This window comes from Candidatus Accumulibacter cognatus (assembly GCF_000584975.1).
Lineage (GTDB): Bacteria > Pseudomonadota > Gammaproteobacteria > Burkholderiales > Rhodocyclaceae > Accumulibacter > Accumulibacter cognatus.
Map to the genome: position 1 here is coordinate 19,471 of NZ_JDST02000039.1, position 12,668 is coordinate 32,138.

Here is a 12,668-nt window from a genome sequence, read left to right on the forward strand (position 1 = left end):
CTCGCCGCCCGCCGCGGTGGGCGCCGGAGATTCTGTCCGTCCCGCCCCTCTGCGAGGAATCCCCCATGTCCAGTGACAAGACCTATCTGATCCGTGGCACGGTCAGCGACATCAGCAAGCCGAGCCTCCCCGGCATCGCCATCACCAGCGCTCGCCGTGTCGTTCCCGGCAGCGGGCGCGACGCAGCGCTCGGCGAGCTGACGGTGCGTGGCGACGAAGCGGTCCGGCTCGAGCTGGCGAATGGTTTCGTGCTCTGGTCGCGGGCCGACGACCTGATCCGCGAACATGGCCGCCAGACGGTCGGACGCGACGGCGGTGCTGCCTGGGAGATCGACACCCGGCCGCGCGCGCGTGCTGCCGATCGCGCCGGCAGTCGCGGCTGGCTCGGCCTCGGTGTCCGCGCGCTGGAGTTCTTCGGCGTAGACCTGACCGGGACTTCGGCAGCCAAACTGGGTTCGGCAATCGAGGCGCGGTTGCTCGGCGGCAATGCACCGGGAATTTACCGCTGCGACCTCGCCAGTGACGGCCGGCTGACGGCACTCGCTGACGACGCCGACATTCCTGGCGCCACGGGGCCGCTCCTGGTCTTCCTGCACGGCACGGCGTCGAGCTTCAAGGGCAGCTACGGCAAGCTGTGGGAGCCCGGCAGCAAGGCCCGTGCGGCGGCGCTCGCGCAGTTCGCGGCCACCTACGGCGAACGCGTCTATACGCTCGAGCACCGCAGCCTGACGGTCAGCCCGATCGGCAACGCGCTCGATCTGGCGAAGCGGCTGCCGCCGAATGCAGAACTGCATCTGGTCTCACATTCGCGCGGCGGTCTGGTCGGCGAACTGTTGTGCCTCGGCGAACGCGATCGACGCGACGATCCGCTCTCGCAAGGCTTTGCCGAGACCCTGTTCAAGGCCGATCGCACCGTCGCCGCACAACTCGGGCTGAGCCCGCTCGACGACATGGCGATGGCGGAGCGCGACCAGGCCTACGCAGCCGACCGGGCTGCGCTGGTCGAGCTGCTCGGAATTCTCGACGCCAAAGCCATCCGCGTGCGCCGCTTCGTCCGTGTCGCCTGTCCGGCGCGCGGCACGACACTCGCTTCCGGCCGGCTCGACCGCTGGCTGTCGGTGCTCAAGTATTTCGTGCCGGACGGTGTCGGTGAAGACCTGCTCGATTTCCTGCTGGCGGTCCTCAAGGAGAGGACCGATCCGCGCACACTGCCGGGCCTCGAGGCGATGCTGCCCGGCTCGGCGCTGACTCGTCTGCTGCAGCATCCGCAATTGCTCACCCATGCCGACCTGACGGTGATTGCCGGCGATCTCGACCAGGGCGATTCACTGTGGAGTCAGATCAAGCTCCTTGCCAGCGACTGGTTCTACGGCGCCGACCATGACCTGGTGGTCAACACCGGCTCGATGTACGGCGGCATCCGCCGACCGGAAAAGGGCGCGCGCTTCCTGCTCGACCGCGGCGCGCAGGTCAATCATTTCAGTTATTTCCTCAACGAGCGCAGCGTCCGCTGGTTGCAGTCCGGCCTCGGCCGGGCCGACGGCAGCGACGGCGGGTTCCAGCCGCTGCTGGAGGCCAGGTCGGTCGAACCGCGCTGGCGCGAGGCGGTCGGCCGCAGTCGGGCGGCGACGACACCGCGACCGCTGGCGGTCGTGCTGCCGGGAACCATGGGCAGCATGCTGAAGGTGTCGGGTGAGAAGGTCTGGCTCGATTACTGGGCGTTATTCAAGGGTGGCCTCGGCCGCCTGCGCATGGGCCGGCCGGAGATCGAGGCGGTAGACCTGCTCGGTGATTTCTATGGGCCACTGCTCGAGTTTCTGGCGCGCAGCCACCGCGTCGAGATTCTTCCCTACGACTGGCGCTTGTCGGTGCGCGACGCAGCCCGCAAGCTGGTCGACAAACTCGAACTCTGGCTGCCGGAATGCGAGCGGCAACAGCAGCCGGTGCACCTCGTCGCGCATTCGATGGGTGGACTGGTGGTGCGCGCGATGATCGCCGATGGCGGTCGTGGCGCAGCGCTGTGGCGGCGCATCGTGGCGCTGCCGAACAGCCGTTTCATGATGCTCGGCACACCCAACCTCGGTTCGCACGAGGCGGTGCGCTGGCTGACCGGGACCAACCCGACCGAAGCCAAGCTGAGCCTGCTCGACATTGCCCACAGCAGCGACGAGATCGTCGACATCGTCCGCAATTTCCCCGGCCTGCTCGAACTGCTGCCCTTCGACGACCCGCAGTTGCCTTTCGCTCAACAGGCGTGGTGGACGGCGATCAAGCAGCAGATCGACGCTCGCTGGCCGGTCGCCGATGCCGGTTCTCTGGCGCAGGCGCGCTCGACCTGGGAATTGCTCAGGCAGGCACCGCCCGACCCGAATCATATGGTCTACATCGCCGGCTGCCAGGAGGCGACGGTCGTCGATTACCGCATCGCCGGTTACCCGGATGCCTGGCTGGCGAAGCGTCAGCGGCTCGAATTCCTCGCCACCGCAGAAGGCGACGGCACGGTGACATGGCGATCCGGCTTGCTCAGGGAGGTGCCGACCTGGTACGTCGAGGATACCGCGCACGACGAGTTGTGTGCGAAGACCCGTGCCTTTCCCGGCTACCTCGAACTGCTGACGACCGGCAAGACCACTCGGCTGTCGGCGACGCCGCCCGGGCGGCGGCGCGACGAAGTGGCTACGCCGCCCTTCGTGCTGCCGGTGCGGCCGCAGTTCGACGGCATCCCCTCCGACGTGCGCGGCTTCGGTTTCGGAGTGGCACGGCCGCTCGAAGAGGCGCCGGCAGCCGGCGTACCGGTGCTGCGCGTCCGCATCGTCCATGGCGACCTGGCCTATGTTCGGCACCCGGTAGTCGTCGGACACTACCAGGGCGACACCATCGTCAACGCCGAGCAGGCCCTCGACGAGCGTCTCGACCAGGCGCTGACGCAACGCCTTGACCTTGGACTCTACCCAGGGCCGCTCGGCAGCCACGCGTTGTTCTTCAATACCGACAAGGACGCCAGGCCCGGTGGTGCCGTCGTCGTCGGTCTCGGCCAGATCGGCGAACTATCGCCAGGTCTGCTGATCAGGGCGCTGCGCGACGCCATGCTCGACTTTGCCATCCGTGTTGCGCGCTGGCCAGACGACGACCGCTACGGTCCAGGGAACCAGCCACGTTCGGCGGCACTCAGTTGTCTGCTGGTCGGAACCGGGGCCGGCGGCGGCATCTCCGCGCGCGAGTCGCTGGCGGCGCTGCTGCACGCGGCGACGGCGGCCAATGGCAAACTGATGCAGGCGCGGATGGAGGACCGAGTCGTCATCGACCACCTCGAGATCGTTGAACTGATGCACGACGTCGCCATCGGCGCCGCACGGGCGCTCGAGGATCTGCTGCAAGACGGGCAACTGGCGATAGACGTCGAATGGCCGGAACGGACCCTCGTCGAGGGCGACGGCGGCCACCGTCGCGTCGTCTTCGAGGAACTCGGCGGCTGGTGGCAACGCCTCGACATCGGCCGGGACAAGGCCAGCGGCATGCTGCGCTTCGTCGCCACCACCAACCGTGCCCGTGCCGAGGAAACGCTGGCGACCGGCCAGCTGGCGCTCGCCGAAGGATTCGTTCGTCAGGCCAGCCAGTCGCCGGCCGCCAATGCGGAGGTGGCCAAGACGCTGTTCGAGATGCTCTTGCCGAACCGGCTCAAGGAACTGGCACCGCGCCAGGATGACCTGGTACTGCTGGTCGACCGCGAGTCGGCCTGCTTTCCCTGGGAGCTGCTCGAGGACCGCTGGAGTCACAGCCAGCGGCCGCCAGCGATCGAGGCCGGTCTCGTCCGGCAATTCAAGACGGCGCGCTTTCGCCCGCACCCCGGCCATGCCAGTGCCCACACCGCCTTCGTCGTCGGCAATCCCGATGTCGGCAAGGCGGAGTTCTGCGAACTGCCGGGGGCTCGGCGCGAGGCGCAGAAGGTGGTCGAGGTGCTGGGTCGCAATGGCTACCGCAGCATCGAGTGCATCGACGAAAAGTCCGACGCGATCCTGTCCGGCCTGCACAAGGAGGCCTGGCGCATCCTGCACCTCGCCGGCCACGGCGTGCACGAGCATCGGGTCGAGACCCGTGACGGACCTTCGCAGCCCTTCTCGGGGATGGTCATCGGCGGCGACGTCTTCCTGACGCCAGGCGATGTCGAGCAGATGCGCTGGGTGCCGGAACTGGTCTTCATCAACTGCTGCCACCTCGGCAAAACGGCCAGCGCGGCCTCTGGCGGGCACAGTCCACAACTGGCTGCGAACCTGGCGGTGCAGTTCATCGAGATGGGCGTCAGGGCGGTGGTTGCCGCTGGCTGGGCGGTCGATGACGCGGCCGCCGAAACCTTCTGCGAGAGCTTTTATACGCACCTGCTGCAGGGCCTGCCCTTCGGCGAATCGGTTCGCCTCGCCCGCGAGGCGATCTGGGTCCGTTTTCCCGAAGTCAACACCTGGGGAGCGTATCAGTGTTATGGCGACCCGGCCTTCAGGCTGCATGCCGACCATCGCGCCAGCGACGGCCGCCGCCTGGCTGCATACCGCGATCCGAGCGAACTGGTCGCCACGCTCGACAACCTGGGCCAGTCGATCCGCATGGAAAAACGCAATCGGGGCGATGACGAGGAGCAGACGGCGGCGCATCGCAGCAAGGTCGGCGATGCACTCGAACGGATGCCGCAGGCGGTGCGCGAGGCCTGGCTCAAGCGCGCTGACGTGGCGGCGGCGATCGGTCTTGCCTGGGGCGAAACCGGCGACTATGCGCAGGCGGTCGAATGGCTCGACAAAGCCTTGCTCGCGAACGTCGGCGATTGCCCGCTGCGGGTCGTCGAGCAATGCGCGAACTTCAACGTGCGACTGGCCGGACAGCGCTGGCAGGAGTTGCGCAACGCCGCTGCGGTACCCGACGAAGCCCTGCGGCACGAGCTCGTCGGCCGCATCGAAAGGGCAATCGGCGAACTTGCGCTGATCGTCAAACGGGCACCGACGGTCGAGCGCCTCAACCTGCTCGGCAGCGCCTGCAAGCGCCTGACGTGGATCGTCGAGGCGCCGCCGATGCGCCTGGAAGCCGTGGTGAACATGGCCAATTTCTACTTCCAGGCCTTCGAACTCAGCCAGCGCGACGACCCCTACCCGTTCAGCAACTGGGCGCTTGCCGTGCTGATCGGCGAGATGCTCGGGCGCACCCCGGACATGAACTGGCACCGGTCGCTCGACGACGAATGCCAGCGGATGATCGAACTCGCCCGCAGGCGCAATGCCGAGAAGCCGAATTTCTGGAGCGCCGTCGGTGCGGCCGACTGCCTGTTGGTGCAACTGCTCGCCGGTGACGGGTCGGACGAAGTGCCGAAGAAACAGGCCGAGGCCATCGTCGCCACCTATCGCCTCGCGTTGCAGCGCGGGGCGAGCCCGCGCGAAGCGGCGTCGGTGCGCGAGCACCTCGATTTCGTCATCGCCGTTGCCGACCAGGTGCCGGCAGCGATCCGTGATGCGCTGGCGACGATCCGCGACGCGCTCTGAGTACCGGGATAAGGACATGACCGACCGCACGCTGGACGCACTGGATCAGATCAGCCTCGCCGACCTCGACCCGATGGACCTCATCGCGCCGAACTTCCGCGTCTATGAATTGACCGCCTCGGAGATCGCCAGCCGTTTGCGCGTCGACAACCGTTTTCCCGGCGATCGCGAACTGCGCGCAGCGGTGAATCTGGCGCGCCGGGTGTTGCAGCCGATCCGCAACGAGTTCGGCCGGCTGTCGCCGAACAGTGTCTTCCGCAGCCAGGCCCTCGAATGTGTGCTGAAGAACAAACCGCCCGGCTGGCTCAGTACCAGTCAGCATACCGAGGGCTGCGCCTGCGACATCGAGATTCCCGGTATGAGCACGCTGGCGCTTGCACAATGGGCAGCGGAATTCCTGCCGGACTATGACCAGATCATCTGCGAATGCTTCGACCCGGGCGCAGGACCGAACTCGGGCTGGGTGCATATCTCGCTGAAGGCGCCGGGACAGGGAAGCAACCGCAAGCAGTTGCTGACCTACCTCCGCGATCTGCAGAGTGGAGCGATGGTTTACGTCCAGGGCTTGCGCGGGAGCGTCACCTGAGTCAACTCGTCCGGGGTGCCGGGCCGGAGGAGCTCCATCCGCGCGCTGATTTCATGTATGGTCTCTCCATTCGGCCCGGTCAGGCCTCTGAGCTCCTGCGCACGCCGGCAGCGTTCGTCGCCGGGGATGACTTCGCGGCAGGGCGACGGCCGCTGCGGGTAGATGCGGCAGGCGACGGCGCCGCCGACCTCGCCGTCGAGCGCGACACAGCGCGGCGCCCGGGAATGGGTGCCGCGCATGCAGCGCAGATGCGGCGTCAGTTCCTCGGTCAGCGTGACCGGCACATGTCCGCCCGGCGCGTCGTCGGCCTCGGCCCAGTAGAACGAGACGCGAAAGGCGGCGCAGCAGGCGCCGCAACTCTGGCAAGAGTCGCTCATGCTCGTCGTCGAGAGTTTTCCATACCTGCGAACCATAGCGGATGATGCGCTCCGGGTGAAGTGCTGCCAGCCATCGGCGCAGAATTCCTGTACGGCGGGCGGGCTGATTTCGCTTGCCGTCACGAGGTCCGGAGTACAATCATGACGATGCGTTAACGACCACGGAACCCGCTGCTTGTCTTCCATCTCGATCAGCCGTGCAGCTTCTGCCGACGCGATTCCGCGCACGGCATGGGCCCGCCTTTGCCCGCCCGGACATCCCTTCCTGAACGCCGATTTTCTGGCGATCATCGAGCGGCACGGGGCGGCGGCCCGTGCCTGGGGATGGACCCCTTGCCATCTCGTGGCGAGCGACGCCAACGATACGATCGTCGGTCTGCTGCCGCTGTACGTCAAGACCCATTCGCATGGCGACTTCATCTACGACTGGTCGTGGGCGGCGGCTTACCGGCAACTCGGCCGCGAGTATTACCCGAAACTGATGAGCTGCGTGCCGCACACGCCGGTTGCCGGCCCGCGCTTGCTGGTCGCCGATGGGCTGGACGCCCCGGCCATCCGGCAGGCGCTGGTCGATGGCGCGCGCAGGCTGAGCAAGCGCGCCGGGGCTTCCTCGTGGCACGTCGCACTGCCCGGCGACGACGAAACAAACCTGCTGCAGGACGAAGGGCTATTGATCAGCGACGATGTCCAGTTTCACTGGGTCGACCCCGGTTGCGGGGATTTCGACGGCTATCTGTCGACATTCAGTGCCGCCAAGCGCCGCAAGGTCAGGGCGGAACGGCGACGCGTGGCGGAGAGTGGCCTGTCGATCGAGACTCGCCATGGCGATCAGATCAAGGCCGCCGAATGGCCACTGCTGCACGCCCTCTACGCCAGCACCTTCGAGAAATTCAACAATCACGCTGCTTTTTCGGCGGCCTGCTTCGCCGATCTGGCCGCGGTTCTGGGGAAGCGGATGGTTGCCTTCATTGCCCGTGATGCCGGCATGCCGGTTGCCATCGCGCTGTGTTTTCGCAGTGACGAAGCGCTCTACGGCCGTTACTGGGGGGGCTCCGGCCACTACCACAGCCTGCATTTCGAACTCTGTTTCTACCAGGGAATTGCTTATTGCCTGCGCGAGGGACTTCGTCGCTTCGAACCCGGAGCCGGTGGCGAACACAAGCTCGCACGGGGCTTTACGCCGACCATCGTGCATTCGGCGCACTGGATCAGCGATCCGCAGATGCGGGAGTTGCTCAGTCGTCACCTGGCACGGCAAAATGAAGCGCTTGCCGAGTACCGTGATGACGCGGCCACCCACCTGCCGTTCCGGTGCGACACGGCGCCGGACTGAGAGGTTGTGAAGAAATCGTCGCGAGCAGGCCGAGATGCAAGGCGCGATGGAGCGAACGACGAGACATATCAAGGGATAGGCGAGGAGTGAGCGACTGAGCAACGCAGCAGATCGGTCGCGCAGTAGATTTATTCACAACCTCTGACACGACCGGAGGAGCCCCCTTGTCCCGTGAAGCAAGGACTCAGGCACCGGGAAAGCTGCAGGCGATTTCCTTGCGTTCGCCATTGAGACGGCAGCGGCTGATCGTTTTTCCGTCGGCGTCGAGCAGCGTCCCCACCCAGCCGCTATCGTCAAGTTCGAGCAGCAGGAAACTGTAGCGGTTGAGAAAGATGCCGCTGCTGGCGGCGACGCCATCGTAGAGTCTGCCGTCGGGCTGTGCCCTTTCCATGCCGCCGGGGCCGACCTTTCCTTCGTAGACGGGCGACTCGGGATCGAGCGCTTCGAGCTGGGTGCCGCTGGCGCCGATCACCACCTGCGCCGGTCGGCCCGCCGGGTAGTGGACCGGGTCGGCTGTGGGAGCAAAATTGATCGTCTGGAAAGCGTGCTGATGGCCTGCGAAGACGAACTGCACGTTCGCCGGCAGCTTGCCGGCGAGGGCGGTCTGCAGCGCGTTGGGCGGTGCAGCCGCGTCAAGCCCGTCGTACCAGATCGGCCGGTGCAGCAGTAGCCAGACCGGGGACGCCTGCGGAAGTGCCGACAGTGTCGTCAGCGCGCTCAGCGTACGCGTAAAAATCCCGACCTCCTGCGGCGTGGCCGGGCGATAGTCCTCGTGGCCGGCGTTGTCGGCGACGACCAGCGTCAGCTTGCCGCCGAGATCGATGCGGTAGGCGTCGGCGGTCAGATTGTTGGCCAGTACCGAGTGGCTGTCGGTCTTCAAGCGCTGGTTGGGGCAGGCCTGGTAAGGGAGCGGCGAGAGGAAGCGCATCCAGCCTTCGCCGCCGCGGTCACAGTCCTCATGGTTGCCGCGCACCGTGACCCACGCTGCGGCCGCGAGCAGCGGGGTGGCTGGGGCGAAGAAGTCGGCATGCCAGCCGGCCCAGTCGTAGCCGACGACGACGCCGTTCTCCCGGAGTCGCGAGCAGAGCGCAGGTTGCTTGCAGTATTCACGGTAATGATAGTCGCCGAGGTGAATCACCAGATCGGGTTGCGTGCGGGCCGCGGCAAGTGCAATTCGCTGCCAGGGCCAATCCGTGGGGCTGCTGCAGTCCTGGATCGGGTCCCCCGGTGAATCGGCTGGGACCTTGACCCGGCAGCCGGTGTCACCAATCACGACGATGCGCCGGGGATGATCGGTTCCGGGCATCGGCATGGCGTGTCCATCGATGCTTGCCTGGCGCGCCGACCGGGGCAAATCGAGTTCGCACGAGACCACCGCAAAGTCGGGTTCGAACGCGGGGTTGTCACGCGCCGGGGTATGCGGTGGCGTTGCCCTGCTGCGTGGCAGCAAGGGTCGGGGACGGCCGTCGACGATCGCCGTCGGGCAAGCGTCGGCAGCCGCGACGATGGCTCGCAGGCTGATCGTGTCCTGCGCACCGAGTTGCGTCCAGCGACTGATCGACGTGCCATGGCTGACCGGCTGGCCGGCACAGCCAGCCAGCAGTCCGACGGCCGCAAGCAGCAGTACGCCGGCACGGGGGGGAGTTTCTGATGACGTCTGAGGCAGGATGGGCATCATGGGCTCTCTTCGCAAATCGGCAGCGTTCTTTGATCAGAGGTGCAGATAACCCGCGGCTCCGGCAAGCAGGCCAAGCGCAGTGGCGCCATAAACGCCGAACAGCATCCAGCGTTTGCGCGTCAGCAGGGTGATCGCGGCCATCGCGATCGCGACCTGGAGCAGCGTAGTGGCCAGCGCCCAGCGCTCATGCACATGCATTTCGAGTTCACTCTTCTGGTCAGCCGCTTTGGCGACCGCTTCGAGCTTGTCGGCCTCGGCCTTGATCTCCTGCTTTTCTTTTTTGTAGCGCTCGACTTCCTGGACGTATTTCTCGCGCACTTCACCGCTCGTCAGGGTAATCGACAGCTCGGCAAGGTTCTGTTTGTTGCTCTTGGACTGATAGTAGTTCCACTGATTCGACGCCGAGGTTTTCTGGATCGCGGCCTCGTTCTTGTAGAGCAGGGCGGCATTCTGCGAGTGCCCGCCGAGGTAGCCGAAAATGGCCCCGATGGTAGACAGCACGGCGGTGAGAACGGCGACGCGCGAGGTGAAGTGATCACCACCATGCTGGGCGACGTGCTCGACCTCGTGATCGTGCGGGCCGTGTACATGAAATCCTTGACCAGACATTAAGTTTCTCCTTGCTGCGGTTGGTGTTGCTGTGCGACCGCGAATTGTACACCAGGCCTTGACGCTCACGAAACCTGACCTTCTTTCGCCTTGGCACCTATCAGTTTAAGTTGGCACCCAAAACGGAGGCAGCAGCGATCCAGTTTCGACGAGTCGGTAGAGCTTTCTCAAACCGCGGGGAACCACGAGAGACGGCTACGGAGCATTTTCCGGACGCTCCAGTGATCATCCGAGGTCTGCTCCTGTACTTTCTTTTCCAAGGGGGTTGGGCGCTCCCGTGGATCTTTCCAGCCGACGCGGACGCACCAGTGCAAGGCCAGGGCCATGATGAGAAGCATTTTATCCAGGCGTTTCGCCTGTTCCAGGTGGCTTTCGGCCAACTCGAAGCCGCGTGATTTGAGGTCGGAGAACAGGGGTTCAATGCCCCAGCGCAACCCGTAGTCGAGTACGCGCGCTCGCGTAGGCGGACAATCCATGGCGATGATCCAGGGTTCTGGGTGGCCAGGCTCCTGCAAAATGCCGATGGCGGTCGGTACGCCTTCCGCAAACAGCGTGACTTGAGGCAGGTAGCGTTCGCGGCACCCTGCGGCCAATTCGCCTGTGGTGGTCAGTTCGCCTTCGCCGGTATCCGGCAGTCAGTCTCGGTCAGATCGTCCATGATGAGGCCTCCGTGTACGGGGTTGAGCAGGTCATGCACTCAACCTACCAAGACAGAATTTGCTCTTATCCGTTTCACATCAATGCGTTAACGCCCAATTTTCGGCCTCGTTATCCCGAACTGACGCTCTGTTAACCTGGGGCAAGTGCCAGCCTTGGGAGAGCCAGAGGAGTAGGGCACGAAGTTTTTGGTCTGGCGTTGATGATTTTGTTGACGATGTGGCGGACAAGAGCCGGCCATCGGTTGGCTTTGGGCAACTGAGGCGCACTGGCCAGAACATGGTCCAGACCCTTGCGAACATTGACGATCATCGCTTGGATTCGATCACCCGCGGCAGGGGAAAGCGTGCGCAGCAAGCGGGACTGGCCGGCGTGCTCGGTCAGGCGACCCACCCCGGCGAGTAGCATTGGGCGACTGGTGATTGCTTCCAGACGTCTCTTCGGGTGCGCCAGGCGAACATACCCACGCCACCTGTTGTCGATCAGTGCCACCGCCCGCGCCGAGAGGTTGCAGCGCTCCAGATCCTGCGTGGTGTAGCCACCCCAACCCCACTGATTCTTCAGTTCATCGAAGCTATTCTCGCCATCGACCCGATCCCGGTACAACTGTCCCACGGCTTCTATCGAGTAGTTCGCATCCGTGACCAGGACGGCGTACTCCCAAAGTTTGGCCACCTCCGAATGATCAAGGAACTGCAACGCTGGCTGGGGGTTCTCGCGGCTCGTTTCGGTGTCGAGAAGGCGGCGGAGGCGGAGCGGCGGGTGACGGAGGAATGGCGGCAGTTGGGCAACGAAGCGTTGCACGACTGGGCGCGACGGCAAGCGCAGCGGAAGGAAGAAGATGTGGCGCAACAACCGGGCGTTCAGCGGAAGGAAAAAACGTTGGCTCTTTATGTTTTTCGGGCGGTTGAGCATTGTCGTTCTGGAGGAACGAGTGAGTGTTGCCGAGAAGGATGATCTGATCCGCGCGCTGCATGGGCTGGTGCATCAGTTGAAGGCTGAAGTAGAAAGACTCCAGGCAAAGGTTCGGGAACTGGAAGGCGAGCGGAGTCAAGATAGCCACCATTCGAGCAAGCCCCCGTCTTCGGATGGCTTGGCCAAGCTGCCAGCCAAACCCCATTCGCTACGCCAGTCGGGCCCGCACCCGAATGGCGGACAGCCCGGTCATCCCGGACAAACGCTCAAGCAGGTCGACCACCCGGATCGAGTCCTGGTGCATCGGCCACCCGCCCCCTGCCCCGCGTGCCAATGCCCGTTGGGGGAAGCGGCGGTGGTCGAGACCCGGCAAGTGTTCGATCTGCCGCCGTTGCGCTTCGAGGTCACGGAGCATCAGGTCTGGGCGGCGACCTGCGCCTGCGGCCAAGTGTGCCGTGGTGAATTTCCCGAAGGCGTTTCTTCGCCGGTGCAGTACGGGCCGGCGGCTTGGGCGGCTGTAGTTCATCTGACGCATCACCCCATGATGCCGGTGCAACGCACGGCGCAGTTGATGGGCGATTTCTTCGAACTGCCGATGGCCGAAGCGACAGTCCTCGCCGCTGCGAAGGAGGCTGTTGTCCGGCTGTCGCCGACGGTGGGCGCCATCGGCGAGGCCCTTCAAGTCGCCGAGGTGGCGCACGCCGATGAGACCGGTCTGCGCGTTGCCGGCTCGCTGCACTGGATGCACGTGATGGCCACCACGCTGCTGACCTGGGTCGCGTGTCATGCGAAACGCGGCAGGCAGGCGTTTGATGACTTGGGAATTCTGGCCGGCTTCCTGGGCACGCTCATTCACGATGGCTGGAAGCCTTATCGTGACCTCCTCTGCAAGCACGGCCTGTGCAATGCCCATCACTTGCGCGAACTGACCTATCTCTTCGAGGATCTGGGGCAAGCCTGGGCCGGCCGGATGATCGATCTCCTCCTGAGC

At 65.2% G+C, this 12,668-nt stretch carries 10 protein-coding genes; 5 read left to right on the top strand and 5 right to left on the bottom strand.

Features of this window, described 5'->3' with window-relative positions; translation table 11 throughout:
• Positions 1 to 65: 65 nt before the first annotated feature.
• Positions 66 to 5,522 (top strand): CHAT domain-containing protein, encoded by a 5,457-nt coding sequence (locus tag AW06_RS08010; protein ID WP_034948396.1) that lies wholly within the window; start codon positions 66 to 68, stop codon positions 5,520 to 5,522.
• Positions 5,523 to 5,538: 16 nt separating this feature from the next.
• Entirely contained in the window at positions 5,539 to 6,108 is a 570-nt protein-coding gene (locus AW06_RS08015; protein ID WP_273704506.1) for a D-Ala-D-Ala carboxypeptidase family metallohydrolase, read from the top strand.
• On the opposite strand, the gene AW06_RS08020 is transcribed toward AW06_RS08015, so the two are convergent.
• Positions 6,075 to 6,485 (bottom strand): YkgJ family cysteine cluster protein, encoded by a 411-nt coding sequence (locus tag AW06_RS08020; protein ID WP_138677603.1) that lies wholly within the window; start codon positions 6,483 to 6,485, stop codon positions 6,075 to 6,077. The two genes, AW06_RS08015 and AW06_RS08020, sit on opposite strands and share 34 nt — an antisense overlap.
• A 175-nt stretch (positions 6,486 to 6,660) precedes the next feature.
• On the opposite strand from AW06_RS08020, the gene AW06_RS08025 reads away from it, so the two are divergent.
• A complete protein-coding gene (locus AW06_RS08025; protein WP_034948397.1) occupies positions 6,661 to 7,818 on the top strand; it encodes a GNAT family N-acetyltransferase in 1,158 nt (385 codons plus the stop codon).
• Positions 7,819 to 8,002: 184 nt separating this feature from the next.
• Here AW06_RS08025 and AW06_RS20170 read toward each other — a convergent pair whose 3' ends face one another.
• The 4 genes from AW06_RS20170 to AW06_RS08045 form a co-directional block, all read right to left on the bottom strand.
• On the bottom strand, positions 8,003 to 9,496 hold the full coding sequence (locus tag AW06_RS20170) for a metallophosphoesterase (RefSeq protein WP_273704507.1): 1,494 nt from the start codon (positions 9,494 to 9,496) through the stop codon (positions 8,003 to 8,005).
• Between the two features lie 33 nt (positions 9,497 to 9,529).
• Positions 9,530 to 10,105, bottom strand: a complete 576-nt coding sequence (locus AW06_RS08035) for a DUF4337 domain-containing protein (protein WP_034948399.1) — start codon at positions 10,103 to 10,105, stop codon at positions 9,530 to 9,532.
• 167 nt (positions 10,106 to 10,272) lie between these two features.
• Entirely contained in the window at positions 10,273 to 10,698 is a 426-nt protein-coding gene (locus tag AW06_RS08040; RefSeq protein ID WP_273704508.1) for a hypothetical protein, read from the bottom strand.
• Positions 10,699 to 10,894: 196 nt separating this feature from the next.
• On the bottom strand, positions 10,895 to 11,437 hold the full coding sequence (locus tag AW06_RS08045) for a hypothetical protein (RefSeq protein WP_273704509.1): 543 nt from the start codon (positions 11,435 to 11,437) through the stop codon (positions 10,895 to 10,897).
• A gap of 6 nt (positions 11,438 to 11,443) precedes the next feature.
• Between AW06_RS08045 and AW06_RS20175 the strand changes: the two genes are divergently transcribed.
• On the top strand, positions 11,444 to 11,719 hold the full coding sequence (locus AW06_RS20175; RefSeq protein WP_273704510.1) for a hypothetical protein: 276 nt from the start codon (positions 11,444 to 11,446) through the stop codon (positions 11,717 to 11,719).
• A partial coding sequence (locus AW06_RS08050; RefSeq protein ID WP_273704511.1) for an IS66 family transposase occupies positions 11,697 to 12,668 on the top strand: 972 nt, incomplete at its 3' end. The genes AW06_RS20175 and AW06_RS08050, both read left to right, overlap by 23 nt.

What these genes read in the sequence shown, in the direction of transcription:
- AW06_RS08035 (WP_034948399.1), bottom strand. Translation starts at nt 10,105, where the DNA reads ATGTCTGGTCAAGGATTTCATGTACACGGCCCGCACGATCACGAGGTC.
- AW06_RS20170 (WP_273704507.1), bottom strand. Translation starts at nt 9,496, where the DNA reads ATGATGCCCATCCTGCCTCAGACGTCATCAGAAACTCCCCCCCGTGCC.
- AW06_RS08020 (WP_138677603.1), bottom strand. Translation starts at nt 6,485, where the DNA reads ATGAGCGACTCTTGCCAGAGTTGCGGCGCCTGCTGCGCCGCCTTTCGC.
- AW06_RS08010 (WP_034948396.1), top strand. Translation starts at nt 66, where the DNA reads ATGTCCAGTGACAAGACCTATCTGATCCGTGGCACGGTCAGCGACATC.
- AW06_RS20175 (WP_273704510.1), top strand. Translation starts at nt 11,444, where the DNA reads ATGATCAAGGAACTGCAACGCTGGCTGGGGGTTCTCGCGGCTCGTTTC.
- AW06_RS08015 (WP_273704506.1), top strand. Translation starts at nt 5,539, where the DNA reads ATGACCGACCGCACGCTGGACGCACTGGATCAGATCAGCCTCGCCGAC.